Here is a 20,531-nt window from a genome sequence, read left to right on the forward strand (position 1 = left end):
GGGTGCCAGCAACCTACCGCCGCGACGGGTCCGCCGCGTCCCTCAGAGCAGCAGGCCCACCAGCGTCAGAAGGCCCACCCCGACGGCGACGAGGACGACGGCCGCACCGACCGCGAGCAGGGTGCGCACGCCCCTGCTGGTGCCGGACAGCGGCCCCGACGACAGCGGGCGCTCGGCCGCGGTCGTGGCGGCCAGCTCGGCCAGCATGGCCTCCGCGGCCCCGGGGGGCAGCGGGCCGGGTCCGGAGACCCCCGCGGGCAGCCCCGGGAGCGCCCCCGCCGGCTCGCCCGGCGCGTCGGACGGCCCAGCCGGCCCGTCCGGCCCGGGTCGCGCGTCGGATCGCGCGTCGGGCCCGACGTCGGACCCGGCGACAGGTCCTCCGTCGGACCCAGCGGCGGGTCCCGCGTGGGGCCCCGCGTCAGGTCCCGCGTCGCCACGCGCGTCCAGCCGGGCGTGGCAGAGGGTGCACCACTCCTGGCCGGGCGCGACCCTCGCCCGGCAGGACGGGCACTGCCCCGGTGCCGTCGCGGTCCCCGGGTGCTCGCTCATCCCGGCCACTCCCCCTCCATCAGGTCCTTGCTCCGGTTGAGGCCTCGCTTCCAGCCGACCCGCAGCCTGTCGGGCAGACGACGCTCGCGCCAACCCGGCCGGGCCGCACCGGACCGGGCCGGGTCGAGCCGCACGTACAGGTGGACCACGGTGCCACCGGGTACCGCCTCCAGCCACACCTCGGCCGTCCCGGCCAGGTCGGCGCTCGACCCTCGCGCCGTCGCGCGGGAGACGGCGGACCAGCGCACGCCGGCCTCGGCCCGGTCCTCGGCGACCCGCAGCCGCAGACCCGGCAACCAGGAGCCCCACAGCGACCCCGTCTCGTGCCGGACGGCGGCCCGCCCGGCCCGCACGAAGGTGTCGTCCAGCACGTCGACGAGGGGCACACCCCCAGGATGCCTCCCCCGGCAGGGCCCCCTCCACTACCCTGGGCCGCCAGACGCCCAGCAGTCTCGACGAGGAGCAACCGTGCGCGAGTTCACCGTCCCAGCCGCCGTGGAGCCGTACCCGGGCTCGATGGCCGACGTCGTGGTCGACCGGGCGCGGACGACGCCCGACGCGGCCATGTTCTCCCGCCGGGACGGTGAGACCTGGACCGACGTGTCCGCCGCGCAGTTCCTGGCCGAGTGCACGGCGCTGGCCAAGGGCCTCATCGCCTCGGGGATCGGACCCGGCGACCGGGTCGGGCTCATGTCACGGACCCGCTACGAGTGGACGCTGGCCGACCACGCCATCTGGTTCGCCGGCGCCGTGACGGTGCCGATCTACGAGACCAGCTCGGCCGAGCAGGTCGCCTGGATCATGTCCGACTCCGGCGCCAAGGCCGTCTTCGTCGAGGCCGAGCACCACGCCGCCACGGTCGCCTCCGTCGCCGACCGCACGCCCACCTGCACCGCGACCTGGACCTTCGACGTCGGTGGCCTGGACACCCTCGTGGACTCCGGGGCCGACGTGGCCGACGACGCGGTGGACGCCGCCCACGGCGGCCGCACCGCGGCGGACCTGGCGACCATCATCTACACCTCGGGCACGACCGGCCGCCCCAAGGGCTGCGAGCTGACCCACGGGAACTTCATCGACCTGTGCCGCAACGCGGAGGCGAGCCTGTGGGAGGTGCTGCACATGGAGGGCGCCTCCACGCTGCTGTTCCTGCCGCTGGCCCACATCTTCGCCCGGTTCATCCAGGCGCTGTGCGTGACGACCGGGGTCCGGATGGGCCACCAGCCCGACCCCAAGGACCTGCTGCCCGCGCTCGGGTCGTTCCAGCCGACGTTCATCCTGTCGGTCCCCCGCGTGTTCGAGAAGGTCTACAACTCCGCGGAGCAGAAGGCGACGGCGGAGGGCAAGGGCAAGATCTTCGCGGCCGCGGCCCAGACGGCCATCGACTGGTCCCGGGCCCAGGACACCGGTGGTCCCGGGCTGCTGCTCAAGGCCAAGCACGCCCTGTTCGACAAGCTGGTCTACGTCAAGCTCCGCGACCGGCTCGGCGGCCGGGTCAAGTACGCCGTGTCCGGCGGGGCCCCGCTGGGCGAGCGGCTGGGCCACTTCTTCCGCGGCATCGGGCTCATCGTGCTGGAGGGCTACGGCCTCACCGAGACCACGGCACCGGCCACGGTGAACGTGCCCGAGCGGGTCAAGATCGGCACCGTGGGCAAGGCTATCCCGGGCTGCGGGGTGCGGATCGAGGACGACGGCGAGGTGTCGCTGACCGGTGTCAACGTGCTCCGCGGGTACTTCAACAACCCGGCGGCCACGGCCGAGTCCATCGTCGACGGCTGGTTCCACACCGGGGACATCGGCGAGCTGGACGACGAGGGCTACCTGCGGATCACCGGTCGCAAGAAGGAGATCATCGTGACCGCGGGCGGCAAGAACGTCGCCCCGGCCCAGCTGGAGGACCGGATCCGCGCCCACCCGATCGTGGGCCAGTGCATGGTCGTGGGCGACCAGCGGGCGTTCGTGGCGGCCCTGGTCACCCTGGACCCGGAGATGCTGCCGATCTGGCTGGAGAACCAGGGCAAGCCGGCGGACCTGACCTCGGCGCAGGCCGCCGAGGACCCGGACGTGCTGGCCGCCATCCAGTCCGCCGTCGACGACGCCAACACCCTGGTGTCCAAGGCCGAGTCCATCCGCAAGTTCAGCGTCCTGCCCGTCGACTTCACCGAGGAGACCGGTCACCTGACCCCCTCGATGAAGCTCAAGCGCAACGTCGTGCTCAAGGACTACGAGGCGCAGGTGGAGAAGCTCTACGGCAGCTGAGCGGCACGCCCGGGACACCACCCCGGTCCGGGACGGGTCCGACCGGCCCCGGCTGGCGCACACTGGAGGCATGACGGGACCGGAGCCCCTCGTCGACGTGGTCGACCTGCAGGTGCGCTTCGGCGCGGTGCGGGCGGTCGACGGGGTCGGCCTGGGGGTCGCCGCGGGGCAGGTCCTGGCCCTGGTGGGCGGCAACGGCGCCGGCAAGTCCACGACCATGCGGGTGCTGGCCGGGGTGGTGCCCGCCACCTCCGGGCGCGTCACGGTGGCCGGCGTCGACGTCACGGCCGACCCGCTGTCGGCCAAGCACCGCACCGGCTACTGCCCCGACGTGGGCGGCCTGCTGCCGCGGGCCACCCCGTGGGAGCACCTGCAGCTGTCCGCCGGGCTGCGGGGCCTGCAGGGCTGGGAGCCGCGGGCGGAGCAGCTGCTCAAGCGCTTCGAGCTGGCCGACGTCGCCGACCGGGTCACGGCCGGGTTCTCGCACGGCATGGGCCGGCGGCTGTCGGTGGTGCTGGCCGGGCTGCACCGACCGCCTGTGCTGCTGCTCGACGAGCCGTTCGACGGGGTCGACCCGCTCGGCGTGGAGGCGACGTTCGAGCTCGTCGACGACCTGAGCGCCTCGGGCAGCGCCGTCCTGGTGTCCACCCACCAGCTGGACCTGGCCACCCAGGTGGCCCGGGACGCCGTCGTCCTGCGCGGCGGTGCCGTGGTCGGGCGCTGCCCCACGTCGGACCTGGTGGGCCGGGACGGCGTCCGCCGCTACCGCGAGCTGCTGGGCACGTGAGCGGTCGCGTCGCCGTCCGGCCCGGCGTCGGGCTCGTCCTGCACGAGCTGCGCGTCCTGGTCCGGTTCCGGCTGCGGACCGGGGGCCACGACCCGCGGCAGGCGGTCCTGGTCGCCCTGGCCGTGTTCGTCCTGCTCGGGGTCGTCGGGCCGCTCGTGGTCGCGGCCCTGGCACCGCGGTCCTCCACCGCCCCCCTGGTCACCCTGTCGCCCAGCCTGTGGTTCGCGTTCCTGCTGCTGGCCGTCGGCACGTCGCTGGCCAGCGGCGGGGGGCGCGAGCTGATGCCGCGCGGCGCCGGGGCCGTGTTCCCCGTGAGCGCGGCCACGGACCAGGCCGGGGCGTTGCTGCTGACCCCGCTGAACCTGGCGTGGTCGGTGCAGGCCACGCTGGTCGTCACCGTCACCGCCTACACCGCGGGCACCGGCGCCCGGGCGGTGGCGGCGCTGCTCGCGGCCTGGGTCTGGGTGGCCTGCGCCACCACGCTGGCCCAGCTCGTCGGCTGGTCCGCCGAGCTGGTCAGGACCTTCCGCCACGGCACGGCCGCGCTGCTCGGGCTGCTGGTGCTCGTGGTCGTGGCGCTGGCGCTGCTGGTCGAGGCCCTGGACCTGGGGACCCTGCTCGCCGCCCTGCCGACCCTCCCGCTGTACGTGGCGGCGGTGGCCGGGCCACCGGTGACCTTCGTGGCGGTCCAGGCCGGGTTGCTCGGCGTCACCGCGCTGGCGCTGGCGCTGACGGTCCCCGTCGTGGAACGGTTGCAGCGACGACCCGCCGGCCGGCAGGCCCGGGCGGAGACACGCTCGCTCACCCGGCCCAGGATGCCCGCGGGCCCGCTGGCCGCAGCCGTGGCGACGGACGTCCGCTCGGTGCTCCGGTCCAGCCCGTTGCGTCGCAGCCTGCTGCTGGTGCTCCTCGTGCCGCTGGTTCTGGCCCTGCTGCTGCCGCTGCCCTGGACCGCCGTCGTGGTCCTGCCCGCGCTGGTGGCCTCCGGCACGGCGCTGCTGCACGGCGTCAACGTCGTCGCCCTCGACGGCGCGGGGGCCGTGTGGCGGGAGTCCCTGCCCCACGACCCCGACACCACGCTCGTCGGCCGCCTGCTGGCGCTGGCCACCCTGTGCGGGGCGGCCGCCACGGTCCTGGTGCTGCTGGCCGCGGTGCGGGCCGGCACCCCCACCCCGTCCGAGGCGGTGGCCGCGGTGGCCGCGGTGCTCGTCGCCACGACGCAGGTCGTGTCCCGCTGCGCCCGCTGGTCGGTCCGGCACCCCTACCCGGCCGAGCTGCGGCACGGGCGCGACGCCCCCGCCCCGCCCGTCGCGATGGCCGGTTACGCGGTCCGGCTCACCGCGGCCACGACGCTGGCGGCGCTGCTGCTGACCGCGGCGGCCTCGACCGGTGGGGTGCTGCTGGTGCTGGCGGTGGCCAGCGCCCTGGTCTCACCCGGACTGCTCCGGCTCCGACGCGCCTTCCGGGAGCACTCGGACCACCGCACCCGGGCCCGCGTGGTGGCGGCGGTGACCGGCGGCTGACCCCCCGGGACGCCGGCCCAGGTCACGGCACGGTCACGACCCGGTCACGGCCCGAGCGGTCCCCCGAGGGGATGCTGACGACGCGGGGGCGGTGCGACAAGATGGGGCGATCCGGGACGCCTCGACGTCGTGCCCGGGGCAGCAGACGAGGACCCAGATGCGACGACGGGCAGCGAGGCCGGACTCCGGCGCGGCCGCCGTGGAGTTCGCCCTGGTGTCCGTCGTGCTGTTCACCCTGCTGTTCGGCATCGTCCAGTACGGCTTCTACTTCTTCCAGGCGACCTCGGTGGCGTCCCTGACCGGCCAGGTCGGCCGTGCCGCCGCCGTCCGCGTCGACTGCGACGACTGGCGGCAGCAGGTCTCGCTGCAGGTCTCTGGGACCCGGACCGGGGCCGCCGTGGTGTCGGCGTCCGTGGGGCCGACCGACGACGACCGCGTCGACGGGCCACGGCGAGGTGACACCGAGACCGTGTCGGTCACCTGGGAGCCCACCGAGGTCGGCGTGGTGGCGTTCCCGGCGATGGACTTCGAGGAGCGCCTGGTCGTGCGCCACGAGCGCCTGGGCCAGCGGCCCGAGGCGTCCTGCGCGTGGACCCGGCCCGCGACGTGAGCGGCCGGTCGCCGGCGGACCGCCCACGACGCGGTCCGGGCCCCGGCGTCCCGGCCCCGGTGCGGGCGCGGCCGCGCGGGGACACGGGCGCGACGGCGATCGTCTTCACGGTGGTCGTCCTGGTCCTGCTGGCCGTGGCGGCCCTCGCGGTCGACCTGACCAACCTGTACGCCCAGCGTGCCGTGGCCCAGGCCCGCGCGGACACCGCTGCGTTCGCCGCGGCCCAGGCGCTGCCGGACGCCTGCGCCGACGCCGACGGGCTGCGGGCGGTCGACCGCGCCGCCCGGGACGCGCTGCGGGCGCGGGACGGTGGGGACACCGGCGAGCCCGAGGTCGTGGTCCTCGCCGCCGTGGTCGACCCCGACGTCCCGCTGCGCGTGGTCGGTCCCGCCGACGCCGACTGCCGGACCGCCGGGGCCTCGGTCGAGGTGAGGACCCCGTCCCGCGAGGTGCCTTTCGTGTTCGCCGGGGTGTTCGGGGTCTTCGACGACCGCTCCGGGCGCAGCAGCGCGACGGTCGCCGCCGTGGCCCGCGTCGAGCTGGCCGCCCCCGACCTGCTGCCGCTGGTGCTGCCCGCCGGCTGCGTGGACCGGGGCGAGGACGAGGTGTACCTGCTCACCTCCACCCCCGAGCCCAGCACCCCCGAGCCCAGCGGCACCGCCACCGCCGACCCGAGCGAGCCGGAGCCCAGCGAACCCGAGCCGAGCGAACCCGAGCCCAGCGAACCCGAGCCCAGCGGGACCGCGACGGCCGAGCCGAGCGACCCGACCACGTCGGCCCCGCCCACCGCCGGCTCGCCGCCACCGACCAGCCCCGCACCGACCGACCCGCCCTCCTCCGGCGACCCGACCGCGACGCCGGCCCCGCCGGGGACGCCCGAGCCCGTCGCGCCGCGCGCGACCGACGCGGTGCCCGCGACCCCCACCGGTGCCCTCGGGGTGCTGCTGCGGCCCGTGCCGCGGGTGGTCACCGTCCCGGACGACGGCTGCGCCGCCACGAACCCGGAGGCGGGGCTCGGGGTGCTGGACTCGCCGCTGGGCAGCGGCGAGACCGGCCCGGAGGCGCTGGCCCGCAACCTGCGGGTCGGGCTGGACCACCTGGTGCAGGCGCGACCGGGCGCGACCCCCGCACCCACCCTGACCACGCAGGTCTGCGAGGACGACGGCCGGCCCGCGGGGGCCGTGCTGGACCGCCCGGGTGCGGTCGGCACGCCCACCTGCGTCCGGGTGAGCACCGACGTCGACCCGGCCGCGGTCGCGGCCGCGCTGCAGGCGCGCCGTGACGACGCCGGCGTGCCGCCCTGCCGGGCCGTGCTGCCCGGTGCCTCGCCCCGGGACGTGGTGCAGGCCTGCTACCTGCGCGAGGGCCGGGGCCTCGACGACGTCCGCGACGCCGCGCTCTCGCCCGGCCCGCCCAGCCTGGACGAGGCGGTCCTCGCCGACCCCCGCTTCGTCGTGGTCCCGGAGGTGGCGCTGACGGGCCCGGTCGGCGGCGAGTTCGTCTCCGTGACCGGCCTGCGGGGGGCGTTCCTGCCCGACGACTGGACCGATCCCGAGGACGGGCTGCTCGCCTACGTGTTCCCGCTGCAGGCCCTGCCCCCGGACGTCTTCGAGGTCGGGGCCGGGCCGCCGCGCACGTTCGTCCTGACCCGGCCGCGGCCCGCGCCCACCCCGGGCGGCGGCCCGTGAGCAGCCCCGCGCCGCACGGTCGGCCGGTCGGAGCAATAGGGTGCACACGCAGCGTCATCATCGAGGTACCGCAGGACAGGGAGGTGGGGGCCGGATGGTCGGTCGTGTGATCGTGCTCGTCACCGCCGTGCTCGTGGCGGTGGCCGGTGTGGCGCTGGTGGTGGTCTACTCCCAGCGCACGGTCGAGGCGGCCGAGGCCAGGCTCGAGCCAGTGCCCGTCCTGGTCGTGCAGCAGCAGGTGACCCCCGGCACGACGGTCCGCGCCGCGCTCGCCGCGGGCGCCCTGAGGCTGGCCGACCGACCGCGGGGCACCCTGCCCGCCGGGTACCTGCAGGACGCGGACGACGTCCTGGACCAGGAGGTGAACGCCACCCTGCTGCCCAACGAGGTGCTGGTCGGGTCACGGCTGCGCGAGCCCGGCACGAGCGACGGCCTGGCCATCGAGCCGGACGAGCTGGCCGTCACCCTGCCGTTCGGCGACCCCAACCGGGTGGCGAGGTTCGTGGAGCCGGGCGACCTGGTCGCGGTGTTCCTCACGCAGCAGGCGGGCGGCGAGGACGGCACGGCCAACACCCAGCTGCTGCTGCCGGGCGTCCGCGTCATCGGCGTCGGCTCGCAGACCGCGCCCGGTCAGGCCGCCGCCGCGCAGGAGGCCGACCAGTCGCTGGTCACCGTGTCGGTGCTGCAGGACGACGCCCAGCGGCTCATCCTGGCCCAGTCCCTCGGCGAGCTGTACCTGGCCCTGCTCACCGAGGGCGAGGGTCAGTCGCTCGTCGAGACCGGCCGCGGCGTCAGCGCCGAGAACCTGTTCCGGACCGACTCATGACCCTGGCCGTCGACCCGTCGCCCGCCGCCGAGGCGTTGCGGCCCGACCTGACCGTGCTGACCTCGGTACCGGACCTGACCAGCGCCCTGCTGTCCCGGCCCGGACCGCGCACCGTGGTGCTGGGCCCCACCGTGGCGCTGACCGACGCCGTGGCCCTGGCCGCGCAGCTGCGGGTGACCCGGCCGGAGGTGGGCGTGGTGCTGCAGCGCGGTTCCGTCGACACCGCCGTGCTGGCGGAGGCGCTGCGGGCCGGGGTCCGCGAGGTGGTGCCGGCCGAGGACGCCGGCGCGCTGGTCGAGGCGGTGCGGCGCAGCGACGACGTGGGGGCCGCCCTGGCCCGGCGTCCGGACGCCCCCGGCCACGGCGGCGGGCCGGGGCGGGTCGTCACGGTCTTCTCCGCCAAGGGCGGTTGCGGCAAGACGACCATCTCGACCAACCTCGGGGCGGCCCTGGCCGACGGCGGGCGCCGGCGCGTGGTCGTGGTGGACCTCGACCTGGCCTTCGGCGACGTCGCCATCGCCCTGCAGCTGTTCCCGGTCCGCACCATCGCCGACGCCATGCCCATGGGTGCCGAGGACCTCGACCTGGCCGCGCTGAGCACTCTGCTCACGCCGCACTCCCCCGGGCTGACGACGCTGGTGGCGCCCGTGGAGCCGGGAGCGGCCGACGGCATCCCCGCGTCGCTGGTGACCCGGATCCTCGAGCTGCTGCGCGAGAGCTTCGACTTCGTCATCGTCGACACCCCGCCCGCCTTCGACGACCAGGTGCTGGCCGCGTTCGACCTGTCGGACTCGATCGTCCTGCTGGCCACCCTGGACATCCCGGCGCTGAAGAACCTCAAGCTGACCCTGGAGACGCTCGAGCTGCTCAGCTACCCGCGCGAGCGCTGGCGGATCGTGCTCAACCGCTCCGACTCCAAGGTCGGGCTGTCGATCAGCGAGGTCGAGAAGACGCTGCGCACGGCCATCACCGCTCAGGTGCCCAGCAGCCGCGACGTGCCGGCGTCGGTCAACCGCGGCGTGCCCATCGTGCTGGACGACCCCAAGCACCCCGTCAGCCTGGCCATCAAGCAGTTCGCCGAGAACGACCTCGCCGCCGGCACCCCGTCGGCGCCGGCCGAGCCGGTCCGGGGCGACCGTCGCGGCTTCCTGCGCCGGCGGCACCGGGCCTAGGGAGGGGAGAGCGCCATGAGCCTCGCCGACCGGTTGGCGGCCGCCCGGGCCGGCCAGCAGGGCGACCGCGACACCCGTACGGTCGACCCGGGCAACCGGATGCGCCGCAGCGAGCGGCTCGACCCGTTCGCCGACCTCAAGCGCGAGGTCCACCGGGCCCTGCTGGCCACGCTGGGCCCGCAGCTGTACGACGCCACGCTCAGCGCGGCCGAGCTCGAGCAGCGGGTCCGGCGCACGCTCGTCGACGTGCTGGCGGGCGGCGAGACGCCGCTCACCGCCGCCGACCGGACCCGGCTCAGCCAGGAGATCGCCGACGACATCCTGGGCTACGGCCCGATCGAGCCGCTGCTGCGTGACCCGGACGTCACGGAGATCATGGTCAACGGTCCCGACCTGGTCTTCGTCGAGCGGTCGGGCCGGCTGCACGAGGTGGACGTCCGCTTCGCCGACGAGGGGCACCTGCGTCGCACCATCGACAAGATCGTGGGCCGGGTCGGTCGGCGGGTGGACGAGTCGACCCCGATGGTCGACGCGCGCCTGCCCGACGGCAGCCGGGTCAACGCCATCATCCCGCCGCTCGCGGTGGACGGGTCCCTGCTCACCGTCCGCAAGTTCGCCACCGAGCCGCTGACGGTGGACGACCTGGTGCGCTTCGGCAGCGTCCCCGCCGAGGTGGCCGGGTTCCTGCGCGACTGCGTGGCGGCGCGGCTGAACATCATCGTCTCCGGCGGCACGGGCGCCGGGAAGACCACGACCCTCAACGTGCTGAGCGCCTTCATCCCCGGCGACGAGCGCATCATCACCGTCGAGGACGCCGCCGAGCTCCAGCTGCACCAGCAGCACGTGCTGCGCCTGGAGTCGCGCCCGCCCAACATCGAGGGCCGCGGCGAGGTGACCATCCGGGACCTGGTGCGCAACGCGCTGCGGATGCGCCCCGACCGCATAGTCGTCGGCGAGGTCCGCGACGCCGCGGCGCTGGACATGCTGCAGGCCATGAACACCGGCCACGACGGCTCGATCTCCACCGTGCACGCCAACAGCCCGCGGGACTCGCTCGCCCGGCTGGAGACCATGGTGCTGCTGGCCGGCATCGACCTGCCGGTCCGGGCGATCCGCGAGCAGGTGTCCAGCGCCGTCGACCTGATCGTGCACCAGGCCCGGTTCCGGGACGGCGGCCGGCGGATCACCCACGTGACCGAGGTGGCCGGCATGGCCGGCGACGACGTCGTGCTGCACGACCTGTTCGTCCTGGACCGCACCGCCGGCACCGACGTCGACGGGCACCCGCTCGGCCGGCTGTCGCCCACCGGGTGGCGGCCCTCGTTCGAGGCCCTGCTGGCCGCCGCCCGCGCCGAGGCCGACGGCAGCGCCGGTCCCCCGCCGTGACCGCGACCCGGTCGGCCGCGGTCGGCCCCGGCTCCTGGACGGTGCGGCTGGTGCTCGCGCTGCTGGTCCTCGTCGTCCCCGCCGTCGCGGCCGGCGGTCGGGCCCCGGCCGGTGCGGCCACGGTGGAGCCGTCGTCCGGCGAGACGATCGTCCGCATCGCCGACATCCGTTCCGCCGACGGGGCGCTGCAGTTCGTCGTCACCACCTCGGGCCTGCCGCCGGAGACCGACCTCGGCGCCGCAGACGTCTCGGTCGCCTTCCGGCCCGACACGGGCGACGCCGTCCCGCTGCGGACCACCGAGGAGGCCGTGCCCGAGCAGGTGCGCCGGCAGACCGCGGTGCTCGCGGTCGACGCCTCCGGCTCGTTGGGTGACGAGGGCCTGGACGACGTCCGAGACGCCGTCGACGTGTTCCTCGACACCGTCCCCGACGAGGTCGAGGTCGGCCTGGTGACGTTCGAGGCGCCGCCCGTCGTGCGCGTCCGGCCGACCACCGACCGTGACGCGGTGCGCGACGAGCTGGCCGGGCTGGAGGCGGAGGGCGCGACGGGGCTCTACGACGCCGTGGTCGCGGCCACCGGGCTGCTGCCCGGGGAGGGCTCCGAGCGCGTGGTCGTGCTGAGCGACGGCCGCGACGAGGGCCTGGAGGGCGGCACCCCCGGCAGCGTCGTCGATCTGCAGACCGCCGTCGCCGCCGTGCAGGCCTCGGGCGCCGAGCTGACCGCCATCGGCTTCCGCGACGGGGCGCCGCGGGAGGCGCTGCAGGCCCTGGCCGACGCCGGCCAGGGCCAGCTGGTCGACGCCGCCCAGGGCGACGACCTGGACGACGCCTTCGACGTGGCCGCCACCAACTTCACCACGGAGCTGGACGTGACCGCGCAGGTGCCGCCCGAGCTCGCCGGCAGCCGGGGCAACATCGAGCTGACCCTGGGCCTCGACCCGCCGATCAGCACCCGGGCCTACTACACCCTGCCCGGTGTCGGCGGCGGGGCCTCCGCCCCGCCGTCGCCCGAGCCGAGCGAGGCGGTCGCGTCGCCGCTGCGGTCGGTCCCCGGGGTGAGCGTCCGGTGGGGCGGCCCGGTGGTCTGGGCCGGGCTGGCCGGCTTCTTCCTGGCGGTGGGCACGGTCGTCGTGCTGCTGCTGACGCTCGGCGCCCGGCGGGAGCGACCCGAGGACCAGCGACGCCGCCAGCTGTCGCTGTACACCCTCGGCGGGCCGCGCCGCGGCGCCGCCGAGCCCGCGTCGGGCCCCCGCACCACCCGCCTGGGCGACAACGCCGTCGCCCGTTCCGCGGTCCAGCTGGCCGACCGGGTGGTGGACCGCGGCGGCGGCCTGACCACGCTCAGCCGACGGCTGGAGGTGGCCGACATCCCGCTGCGCCCGGCGGAGTGGGTGGTGCTCCAGGTGTCCGCCGCGGTCGCGGTCGGGCTGCTGCTGCTGCTCGTCGGCGGGGGCAACCCGCTCCTGGGTCTGGTCGGTCTCGTGCTGGGGGCCGTGGCCCTGCCGGTCTACCTGTCCGTGCGCGAGACCCGCCGCCGCCGCGAGTTCCTGCGCCTGCTGCCGGAGACGCTCGGCCTGGTGGCCTCCGGACTGCGGGCCGGCTACTCGGTCCCGCAGTCGCTGGAGGCCGTGGTCCAGGAGGGGCAGGAGCCGATGCGCGCCGAGTTCAACCGCGCCCTGGTCGAGGTCCGTCTGGGCGTGGCGATCGACGACGCGCTCGAGGGGGTCGCCGCGCGGATGCGCAGCCAGGACTTCCGCTGGGTCGTGATGGCGATGCGGATCCACCGCGAGGTCGGCGGCAACCTGTCGGAGATCCTCGACACGGTGGGGGCGACGCTGCGCGAACGGTCCCGGCTGCGCCGTCAGGTGGACGTGCTGTCCGCCGAGGGCCGGCTGTCGGCGTGGATCATCGGGCTGCTGCCCGTCGTCTTCTCGTTCTACCTGCTGCTCACGCGACCGGAGTACCTGCGCCCGCTGTACACGGAACCGCTCGGCGTCCTGCTGCTGGTCGTCGGGGTCGTGCTGTTCGTCGTGGGTGTGCTCGGGCTGCGCTGGGCCGTCAAGGTGGAGGTCTGAGATGGACCCCCTGCTGCTGGCCGGGTCGGCGATGGTCGGGCTCGGCGTGCTCGCCGCCGCGGTCGCGGTGGCCGGCCTGCTGGTGCGCCGGCGCAGCGGGGTGCCCCGGTCGCTCGCGGCCCTGGGCAACCTGCGGGCGACCCCGCGGTCGGTCCGCGAGCGCGAGCTGCAGCAGCCGCTCGCGGAGCGCGTGCTCGACCCGCTCATGCACACCGTCAACCGGATCGGGCGCCGGCTGACACCGCGGGAGCAGCTGGCCCGGGTGCAGCGGCGCCTCGACCTGGCCGGCAACCCGCCCGCCTGGGACCTGGACCGGGTGCTGTCGCTGCGGGTGCTGATGGCGTTCGTGCTGGGCAGCGTGGCCCTGCTGGTCTGCGCGATCGCGGACGTGCGGCTCCTGCAGGCCACGGGCATCATCGTCGTGGCGGTGGGCCTGGGCTGGGTGGTGCCGTCGCTGATCATCTACCAGCTGGCCTACGACCGTTCCGAGGCCGTGCTGCGCGAGCTGCCCGACGCCCTGGACCTGCTGACGATCTCGGTGGAGTCGGGGCTGGGCTTCGACGCCGCCCTGGCCCAGGTGTCGCGGAACTCCTCCGGCCCGCTGGGGCAGGAGCTGTCGCGGGTGCTGCAGGAGATGCAGATCGGCACCGGCCGGCCGGACGCCCTGCGCGCCCTGGGCGAGCGGACCGACGTCGACGACCTGCGCTCGTTCGTCTCCGCCATGGTCCAGGCGGACTCCTACGGCGTCCCGGTGGCCGGGGTGCTCCGGGTCCAGGCGCGCGAGATGCGCACCCGGCGCAGCCAGCGCGCCGAGGAGGCGGCCCAGCGCGTCCCGGTCAAGATCCTCTTCCCGCTGATCTTCGGTGTGCTGCCGGCGTTGTTCGTGGTCGTCATCGGCCCCGGCTTCGTCCAGGCCTTCGACGTGTTCCGTGGCCTCTGACCCGGGCGGCCGTGCCTGCCCCGGGGGGCCTGACCGTTGTGCCACGGTGTCACCGTGAGAGGTCAGAGGCTGGTCGAGGGGCCCGTGCTGCCGCTGCTGGTCCGAGCCGTGCTGCTGCTCGCGGGGGTGCTCGTCGCCACCGTCGCGCTCATCGCCGACGACGTCGACCCCACCCTGCTCCTCGGCCCCGGCCTGGCCCTGCTGGTCGTGATCGCGCTCGGTGCGCTGCCGCTGCCCGGGCACACCTCGAAGGTGCTGCAGTCCTTCGCGGAGGTCAGCGCCCTGGGCCTGGTCATCGGCAGCATCGGCTACCTGGGCCCGACCTTCGTCCCCCTGATGCTGCTGCCGGCCCTGGCGGCCGGCCAGCGGGGCGGTCTGGCCCTGGGCGCGGGGGCCGGGGCCACAGGTGGTCTGGCCTGGGTGCTGGCGATCCTGAGCACCACGGCCCCGTCCGCCCTGCCGTCCGAGATCGGCAACCCGGCTCTGTGGACCACGATCCTCGTCGCCACGGGGCTGATCGGCGGCTGGATCCGACGGCTCACCCTGCAGACCCGAGACGAGGGCGGCAACGGCTACGAGGACGCGTTCCGGCTGCTCAGCGAGCTGCAGGAGGTCGCCCGCAACCTGAGCCTGGGGCTGGACCCGGTGACGCTGGGCAGCGCGCTGCTGGAGGAGACGGCCCGGGTGCACCCGCAGGGCCGACGCTCCATCGCCGTGAGCTCGGCCGAGGGCCGGCTCACCCCGCTGGTCGCCTCCGGGGCCCTGGCCGACGACGACACCGACGTCGACGAGACGTCGCTGCGGGCCTGGGGCTCGGGACGCCGCGAGTCCGACCACGAGGACGGCCTGGCCCGCGAGGCCTTCCCGGTGCGGATGGGCGACCGGGTCGTCGCGGTCCTGACGGTCCGCTCCGGTCGGCTCGAGCGCAGCGAGGTGGAGGACCTGGAGCGGGTGGTCGCCGACGCCGGGCCCAGGCTGGCGGCCGCCCTGACCTTCGACGAGGTGCGCCGGCTGGCCACGGTCGACGAGCGGCTGCGGCTGGCCCGTGAGATCCACGACGGGATCGCCCAGGAGCTGGCCAGCGTCGGCTACCTGCTGGACGACCTGGCCGAGCGCGTGCCGACCGAGGCCGTGGCCGAGGTGACCGCGGTCCGGGACCACGTCCGCCGCGTGACCGGTGAGCTGCGGCTGAGCATCTTCGACCTGCGCTCGGGCGTGGACGACGAGATCAGCCTGGGTACCGCCCTGGGTGAGCACGCCCAGCGCGTGGGCCAGCAGAGCGACCTCGTGGTGCACACCGTGCTGGACGAGCACGGCCCCCGGCTGCCGGTGTCGGTCGAGGTCGAGCTGCTGCGGATCGCGCAGGAGGCCGTGACCAACGTGCGCAAGCACGCCGAGGCCAACAACCTGTGGGTGGAGTGCACGGTCGACGCGCCGCGCGCCTGGCTGCGCATCGCCGACGACGGCGTCGGCCTGCAGCCCGCCGGACCGCAGTCGATGGGGCTGCGCGGCATGCGGGAGCGGTCGAGGCGGATCGGCGGGGACCTGCACGTGCTGGCTCGTCCCGGTGGCGGCACCGTGGTAGAGATCAGCATCGGCGACTGGGACGAGGAGACGGGCAGAGCATGACTGGGGACGCAGCCGCCGCACCGCGGCGACGGGCCGACGACGACGCCTCGGCGCCGGGGCGCACCGTGGTGCTGGTCGACGACCACGAGCTGATCCGGCAGGGCCTGCGCCGGGCGTTCGAGCGCGCGGGCGACTTCGTGGTCGCGGGCGAGGCGGGCTCGGTGGCCGAGGGACGGGCCCTGGTCGAGGAGACCGCACCGGACGTCCTCGTGACCGACGTGCGGCTGCCGGACGGCAGCGGCATCGACCTGGCCGCGGACGTGCGGCGCAACCGGCCGCAGCTGGGGATCGTGGTGCTGACCATGTACTCCGGCGACGAGCACCTGCTCGGCGCCCTCGAGGCCGGGGCCAGCGCGTTCGTGAACAAGGACGCCCCCAGCGACGACGTGGTCGCGGCCGCCCGCCACGCCGTGGCCGCCCCGGGCTCGTTCTCCGCCGCCGACCTGGCCGGCGCCATGCAGCGGCGGCTGTCGACCCCGGCCGGGCCGGCGCTGTCCCCGCGCGAGACCGAGGTGCTGGTGCTGCTGGCCGACGGGCTCTCGGCCGGCCAGATCGGGCGGCGGCTGTTCATCAGCGAGTCGACGATCAAGACCCACATCGGCAAGATCTACGACAAGCTCGGGGCCGCGAACCGCGCCCAGGCGGTCATGACCGCCGTCCGGCTGGGCCTGCTCACTCCCGGGGACGACAAGCCGTGACAGCGGCATCCTCCGAACGGAGGATGCCGGGTAGGTCCGGTCCACCGATACCGAACGGCCTAGCGCCGGGCCATGCTCGGTACCTGTACAACTACCGGGAGTCGTCATCCCCGACCCCTTCGAAAGGACCCGCTGATGCCCGCACGTCTGCGCCGCGTGATCTCCTCCGGCGACTCGGGGGCCTCCGCCGTCGAGTACGGCCTGCTGGTGGCGGGTATCGCCGCCCTGATCGTGGGCATCGTCTTCGCCTTCGGCGGGTTCATCAGCGGCATCTTCAACGACACCTGCGACCAGATCGTCGACCAGTCCGAGGGGACGGTCGGCCCGGACTGCACCGGCGGCACGGGCACCCCCACGACGTCTTGACGCGCGGGATCCACCTGGGTTCGCACCTCGCGGTCCTCACCAGGCGGCCGCAACGGCCATGATCTGCGGATGACCTCGTCACCGGACACCCCGGCTGCGCGAGCGGGCGAGGCGTCGGCGCGCGTCGACGTGTCCGCCCGCCCCCTGCTGCTGGTGCTCGCCTGGCTGACGGCCCGGGCGACGATGGCCCTGGTCTACGCGAGCAACGACTTCGCCGGCCGGTCGCTGGCCTGGGGCGACCTGGCCCTCTACGAGTTCTGGGCCGACCAGATCCGTTCCAGCGGGGCCATGCCCGACGGCGTCACCTGGATGTACCCCCCGCTCACGGCGCTGGTGCTGCTGCTGGTCGGGGTGCTGCCCGGCCCGTTCGGCGGCGGGTTCGTGCTCGTGGTGCTGGCGGTGGACCTCGCGGTCCTGCTCCTGCTGCTGCGTGCCTGCCGCCACGAGGGCGGTCATCCCGCGGGGGCCTGGGCGTGGGTGGTGCTGGTGCCGCTGCTGGGTCTGATCAGCTGGGCACGCCTGGACCTGCTGCCGGTCGGGGCGGCGGCCGCCGCGCTGCTGCTGGCTGCGCGGCAGCCGGTGCTGGCCGGGGCGCTGGCCGCGCTGGGGACCTCGGTCAAGGGCTGGCCCGTGGTGCTGGGCCTGCTGTTCCTCGACCGGCCGCGCTGGGTGGTGAGCGCCGTGGTCACCGGTTCGCTGGTGGCCGCCTCCACCACCCTGCTGCTGTCGGGCACGTGGGACTTCCTGGCCAACCTGTCCGGGCGCGGCATCCAGGTGGAGTCCGTCATGGCGCTGCCCTGGACCGTGCAGCAGGCGCTGGGCAGCCCCGTGACCGGCGACTTCGTCAACGGGACCTACGAGGTGCTCGAACCCGGGGCGGCCGGGCTGGCGCGGGTGTCGACCGGGCTGATGGTGGTGCTGGTCGGGACCGCCCTGTGGCTGTCACGCCACCGGGCCCCGGCGCTGCGCTGGTACGCGGCCGTGACGGCGCTGCTGGCCACCAGCCCGCTGCTGTCCACCCAGTTCGTGCTCTGGCTGATCGGCGGTGCCGTCGTGGCGGCCGCGCTGCCCGGGGCCGACGGCGCGGTGGCCCGGCGCACGCTGCCCCTGGTCGCCGTCGTCGTGCTCCTCACCCACCTGACCTTCCCGCTGCAGTGGGGCGGCCTGGTGGGCGACGGCCGGCTGGCCGCCACCACGCTGCTCGCCCGGAACCTGCTCCTGCTCGGTCTCGCGGGGTGGCTGCTGCTGGCCGTCCGGGGCCGCGGCGCGGAGGCGTCGTCGCCGGACGGCGACGCCGACGGGGCTCACCAGCGCGGCACGGGCTCCCCCGCCAGCAGCGACCTCAACCGCTGAGCCGTCCGGTCCCAGGTCCACGCCCGCCGCACCCAGTCCCGGCCCGCAGCGCCCCAGGCCGCAGCCGTGCCCGGGTCCGACAGCACGCGGTCCACGGCAGCGAGCAGGGCCGCGGGGTCGGTGGCGTCCAGCAGCAGCCCGGTGCGCTCGTGCAGCAAGGCCTCGGCCGTGCCGCCGGCCCGACCGGACACCACCGGCAGGCCGGCGGCCGCGGCCTCGAGCAGGACGATGCCCAGCGACTCCGTCACCAGCCCGCCCAACCGGTCGGCCACCGGCAGCACGAACACGTCCGCCTCGGCGTACAGCCCGGCAAGCCGCTCGTGCGGGACCCGGCCCAGGACCTCGACCCCGGGCACCGACCGGGCGCGCCGCCGCAGCCGCTCCAGCTCGGGACCACCGCCGGCCAGCACCAGGCGGGCCCCCGGGTGGCGGCGGCGCAGCTCCGGCCAGACGTCCAGCAACCGCCCGTGGCCCTTGCGGGGCACGGCGCGCGAGACGCACAGCACCACAGGGCCTCCCGGTCGACCGCCGTCGTCGACCGCGGCCACGCCGGCGAACCGGTCGGCGTCCACGGCGGGCGAGAGCAGCACCGTGCGGGCGGCGGCCCCCGGGCTCAACGCCGAGGCGATGGGACGGCGCACCACGGCCGAGTCGACCGTGAGCACGTCGACGACGTCACCGATCCGGCGCAGCACGGCCCGGCTGCCCGGCAGCCGGGCCCACCAGACCTCGTGGCCGTGGGCGCTGGCCACGACGGTCCTGACGCCCTCGCGCCGCAGCGCGGGCGCCAGCAGGGCCAGCGGGGCCGCCGACGGGAACCAGACGGTGTCCGCACCGTGCCGACGGGCGGTCTGCCGCACGCGCCGCGCCAGCCCCGGCCCCGGCAGCAGCAGCCCGTCGGGGTCGCGCACGACCGGGTAGGGCAGCCTGCGGTCCCAGTCCTCGGCCGCGTCCTGCGCGCACGCGTGCACGACCACCCGGGCCGGGTCGAGCCGGCCCACCAGCTCCTCGACGTAGGTCTCGATGCCGCCGGCGCGCGGCGGGAAGTCGTTGGTGACGACCAGGACCCGGGGCTCGGCGGTGGGCGGCGACGCCGGGATCACCGAGGCTCCGCGGCCAGGCCGCGCAGGTACTCGGCCCACCGGGCCCGGAATGCCTCCCGGCCCTCGCCCGTCGCCTCGAGCAGCGCGGCGTCGGTGCGCTCCCGGGTGCTGCCCTCTCCGGTGGAGGCCGCCGCGTAGGCGTCGAGCAGGGCGTCGGTGCCGACCTCGTCCTGAAGCAGCAGCGCCGCCAGCCACGACCCCTCGTAGGCGTCGCCGACCACGTCGGAGTCGTCGGAGCCGAAGTCGTCCAGGTCGGGCAGGTCGGCCAGGTCGGCCGAGCCGTCGGCCACCCGCTCCAGCAGGCGGGCCGCCACCACGTCCCGGTCCACCCGCCCCGGCACGACGCTCGACCAGCCCACCAGGTCCGCGAGCCCCTCGGCCAGCCAGATCTCCTGCTCGTCGCCGTGGATCGCGCCCGAGGCCACGTGGACCAGCTCGTGGGTGACGGTGACCTGCCAGGTCTCGTCGGCCAGCTGGTCGCGCACCGAGGGGTTGAGCACCACCACGTCCCCACCCCCGTCGGGGGTCTCGACGTCCGCGGTCACGGCGGCGAACACGTCGTCGGACTCCGGGGCGGGCCCCGGGACGAGCGCGTCGTACTGCTCAGGGGTGGCCGGGACGAGCACCAGCGACAGCCGGGGCCAGCCGTTGCCGAGGTAGGAGTCGACGGCCACGGCGCCGGTGTCGGCCCACGACAGCACCTGGGGACCCCAGCCCGCGTCCCGGTCGGTCGACGGGGCGCCCGACGGGTCGAGCGCCGCCTCGTCGTGCCAGCTGAGCACGACCGCCCGCTCCCCGACGACGGCCCGCACCGGGCCCAGGTCCCACGGCGCCGCCGTGCCGATCTCGCCCTGCTGCGGGAACGGGGCCCAGGACACCAGCTCCCAGTCCGCCTCACCGGGGCCGGGCGGGTCGAGGCGGACGGTGTCGGTGCGGACCACGGCCGGGCCACCGGCCAGCTCGTAGGACGTCTCGACCCGGGCCTGCCACTCCCCCTCGGCCGCGTCGACCCCGTCGGCCCTGGCCCCGTCGGCCCCGTCCCGGTCCGCCCCGGTCCGCCCGGTCGCTCCCCCCGGCTCGTCACCGTCGAGGGCGACCACGCTGTCCGGCACGACGGAGGACGCGAACCCGGTCACCGGCAGCGCCGTCACCACCTCGAAGGAGTCCTCGGCGCCCAGGCTCCAACCCTCCGCCCGTCCGGACCTCACGGCCTCGTCACGTCGCTGGAGCAGGTCGGCGAGGGCCGCCGCGGCCAGCGCCCCGCTGTCGGGCTCGCGCAGGGCGGGTTCGCCCGAGGGCGTCACCACCCGTCCCGGTGGCACCGCGGGCGCAGTGGTGGCCCGACCCGTGACCGCCGGGTCGACCGGTGACCCCGCGGACACCCGCACCAGCAAGGAGGAAGGGGAGAGGATGAGGGCCACGAGCAGCAGCAGCGCGACCAGACCTGCCGCGGGGCCGATCACCGATGCCGGTGTCGGAGTCACCCCGGGGACGTCGAGCGCCCGGTGACGCTGCGCTGCCACCGACCCACGGTATCCGCCCGCCCGGTCGTGCGACGGTGCACCGG

18 protein-coding genes are annotated in these 20,531 nt (G+C 75.7%); 14 read left to right on the forward strand and 4 right to left on the reverse strand.

Annotated elements, in window-relative coordinates; translation table 11 throughout:
* Positions 1 to 42 precede the first annotated feature (42 nt).
* Together SJY06_RS16370 and SJY06_RS16375 are read right to left on the reverse strand one after the other, a co-directional pair.
* On the reverse strand, positions 43 to 549 hold the full coding sequence (locus SJY06_RS16370; RefSeq protein WP_380168597.1) for a hypothetical protein: 507 nt from the start codon (positions 547 to 549) through the stop codon (positions 43 to 45).
* On the reverse strand, positions 546 to 935 hold the full coding sequence (locus SJY06_RS16375) for a hypothetical protein (protein ID WP_380168598.1): 390 nt from the start codon (positions 933 to 935) through the stop codon (positions 546 to 548). The genes SJY06_RS16370 and SJY06_RS16375 overlap by 4 nt, the downstream gene beginning before the upstream one ends.
* An 82-nt stretch (positions 936 to 1,017) precedes the next feature.
* Between SJY06_RS16375 and SJY06_RS16380 the strand changes: the two genes are divergently transcribed.
* The 14 genes from SJY06_RS16380 to SJY06_RS16445 all read left to right on the forward strand — a co-directional run bounded on the left by SJY06_RS16380 (position 1,018) and on the right by SJY06_RS16445 (position 17,861).
* On the forward strand, positions 1,018 to 2,808 hold the full coding sequence (locus SJY06_RS16380; RefSeq protein ID WP_380168599.1) for an AMP-dependent synthetase/ligase: 1,791 nt from the start codon (positions 1,018 to 1,020) through the stop codon (positions 2,806 to 2,808).
* A gap of 70 nt (positions 2,809 to 2,878) precedes the next feature.
* The gene (locus SJY06_RS16385; protein WP_380168600.1) at positions 2,879 to 3,595 is read left to right on the forward strand and encodes an ABC transporter ATP-binding protein; all 717 of its coding nucleotides are present in this window, start codon (positions 2,879 to 2,881) and stop codon (positions 3,593 to 3,595) included.
* Complete coding sequence (locus tag SJY06_RS16390; protein WP_380168601.1) at positions 3,592 to 5,118, forward strand: hypothetical protein; 1,527 nt, start codon at positions 3,592 to 3,594, stop codon at positions 5,116 to 5,118. The genes SJY06_RS16385 and SJY06_RS16390 overlap by 4 nt, the downstream gene beginning before the upstream one ends.
* Positions 5,119 to 5,275: 157 nt before the next feature.
* Positions 5,276 to 5,728 carry a TadE/TadG family type IV pilus assembly protein gene (locus SJY06_RS16395; protein ID WP_380168602.1) on the forward strand — a complete coding sequence of 151 codons (453 nt, stop codon included), beginning with the start codon at positions 5,276 to 5,278 and terminating at the stop codon, positions 5,726 to 5,728.
* A gap of 59 nt (positions 5,729 to 5,787) precedes the next feature.
* Positions 5,788 to 7,416: a pilus assembly protein TadG-related protein gene (locus tag SJY06_RS16400; protein WP_380169723.1), complete on the forward strand. Its 1,629-nt coding sequence runs from the start codon at positions 5,788 to 5,790 to the stop codon at positions 7,414 to 7,416.
* A 94-nt stretch (positions 7,417 to 7,510) separates the two neighbouring features.
* A complete protein-coding gene (gene cpaB, locus SJY06_RS16405) occupies positions 7,511 to 8,242 on the forward strand; it encodes a Flp pilus assembly protein CpaB (protein WP_380168603.1) in 732 nt (243 codons plus the stop codon).
* A complete protein-coding gene (locus SJY06_RS16410) occupies positions 8,239 to 9,414 on the forward strand; it encodes a CpaE family protein (RefSeq protein WP_380168604.1) in 1,176 nt (391 codons plus the stop codon). Before cpaB ends, SJY06_RS16410 begins: the two co-directional genes overlap by 4 nt.
* 15 nt (positions 9,415 to 9,429) lie before the next feature.
* On the forward strand, positions 9,430 to 10,800 hold the full coding sequence (locus tag SJY06_RS16415; RefSeq protein ID WP_380168605.1) for a CpaF family protein: 1,371 nt from the start codon (positions 9,430 to 9,432) through the stop codon (positions 10,798 to 10,800).
* A complete protein-coding gene (locus SJY06_RS16420) occupies positions 10,797 to 12,875 on the forward strand; it encodes a type II secretion system F family protein (protein WP_380168606.1) in 2,079 nt (692 codons plus the stop codon). Before SJY06_RS16415 ends, SJY06_RS16420 begins: the two co-directional genes overlap by 4 nt.
* A 1-nt stretch (position 12,876) precedes the next feature.
* Positions 12,877 to 13,815, forward strand: a complete 939-nt coding sequence (locus tag SJY06_RS16425; RefSeq protein ID WP_380168607.1) for a type II secretion system F family protein — start codon at positions 12,877 to 12,879, stop codon at positions 13,813 to 13,815.
* A gap of 54 nt (positions 13,816 to 13,869) precedes the next feature.
* Positions 13,870 to 15,444 (forward strand): sensor histidine kinase, encoded by a 1,575-nt coding sequence (locus SJY06_RS16430; RefSeq protein ID WP_380168608.1) that lies wholly within the window; start codon positions 13,870 to 13,872, stop codon positions 15,442 to 15,444.
* The gene (locus SJY06_RS16435) at positions 15,441 to 16,142 is read left to right on the forward strand and encodes a response regulator (RefSeq protein WP_380168609.1); all 702 of its coding nucleotides are present in this window, start codon (positions 15,441 to 15,443) and stop codon (positions 16,140 to 16,142) included. The genes SJY06_RS16430 and SJY06_RS16435 overlap by 4 nt, the downstream gene beginning before the upstream one ends.
* A 135-nt stretch (positions 16,143 to 16,277) precedes the next feature.
* The gene (locus tag SJY06_RS16440; protein WP_380168610.1) at positions 16,278 to 16,508 is read left to right on the forward strand and encodes a Flp family type IVb pilin; all 231 of its coding nucleotides are present in this window, start codon (positions 16,278 to 16,280) and stop codon (positions 16,506 to 16,508) included.
* 69 nt (positions 16,509 to 16,577) lie between these two features.
* Positions 16,578 to 17,861 carry a glycosyltransferase 87 family protein gene (locus SJY06_RS16445; protein ID WP_380168611.1) on the forward strand — a complete coding sequence of 428 codons (1,284 nt, stop codon included), beginning with the start codon at positions 16,578 to 16,580 and terminating at the stop codon, positions 17,859 to 17,861.
* Here SJY06_RS16445 and SJY06_RS16450 read toward each other — a convergent pair.
* Both SJY06_RS16450 and SJY06_RS16455 read right to left on the reverse strand, forming a co-directional pair.
* On the reverse strand, positions 17,813 to 18,964 hold the full coding sequence (locus tag SJY06_RS16450) for a glycosyltransferase family 4 protein (protein WP_380168612.1): 1,152 nt from the start codon (positions 18,962 to 18,964) through the stop codon (positions 17,813 to 17,815). The genes SJY06_RS16445 and SJY06_RS16450 overlap by 49 nt on opposite strands.
* Positions 18,961 to 20,487, reverse strand: coding sequence for a hypothetical protein (locus tag SJY06_RS16455; RefSeq protein WP_380168613.1), 1,527 nt, complete (start codon positions 20,485 to 20,487; stop codon positions 18,961 to 18,963). Before SJY06_RS16455 ends, SJY06_RS16450 begins: the two co-directional genes overlap by 4 nt.
* Positions 20,488 to 20,531 lie beyond the last annotated feature (44 nt).

Source organism: Jannaschia sp. R86511 (assembly GCF_042466345.1).
Lineage (GTDB): Bacteria > Actinomycetota > Actinomycetes > Actinomycetales > JBBAYJ01 > Aquipuribacter.

Coding starts and splice junctions, on each gene's coding strand:
- SJY06_RS16445 (WP_380168611.1), top strand. CDS start 16,578: ATGACCTCGTCACCGGACACCCCGGCTGCGCGAGCGGGCGAGGCGTCG.
- SJY06_RS16410 (WP_380168604.1), top strand. CDS start 8,239: ATGACCCTGGCCGTCGACCCGTCGCCCGCCGCCGAGGCGTTGCGGCCC.
- SJY06_RS16370 (WP_380168597.1), bottom strand. CDS start 549: ATGAGCGAGCACCCGGGGACCGCGACGGCACCGGGGCAGTGCCCGTCC.
- SJY06_RS16415 (WP_380168605.1), top strand. CDS start 9,430: ATGAGCCTCGCCGACCGGTTGGCGGCCGCCCGGGCCGGCCAGCAGGGC.
- SJY06_RS16395 (WP_380168602.1), top strand. CDS start 5,276: ATGCGACGACGGGCAGCGAGGCCGGACTCCGGCGCGGCCGCCGTGGAG.
- SJY06_RS16425 (WP_380168607.1), top strand. CDS start 12,877: ATGGACCCCCTGCTGCTGGCCGGGTCGGCGATGGTCGGGCTCGGCGTG.
- cpaB (WP_380168603.1), top strand. CDS start 7,511: ATGGTCGGTCGTGTGATCGTGCTCGTCACCGCCGTGCTCGTGGCGGTG.
- SJY06_RS16440 (WP_380168610.1), top strand. CDS start 16,278: ATGCCCGCACGTCTGCGCCGCGTGATCTCCTCCGGCGACTCGGGGGCC.
- SJY06_RS16435 (WP_380168609.1), top strand. CDS start 15,441: ATGACTGGGGACGCAGCCGCCGCACCGCGGCGACGGGCCGACGACGAC.
- SJY06_RS16385 (WP_380168600.1), top strand. CDS start 2,879: ATGACGGGACCGGAGCCCCTCGTCGACGTGGTCGACCTGCAGGTGCGC.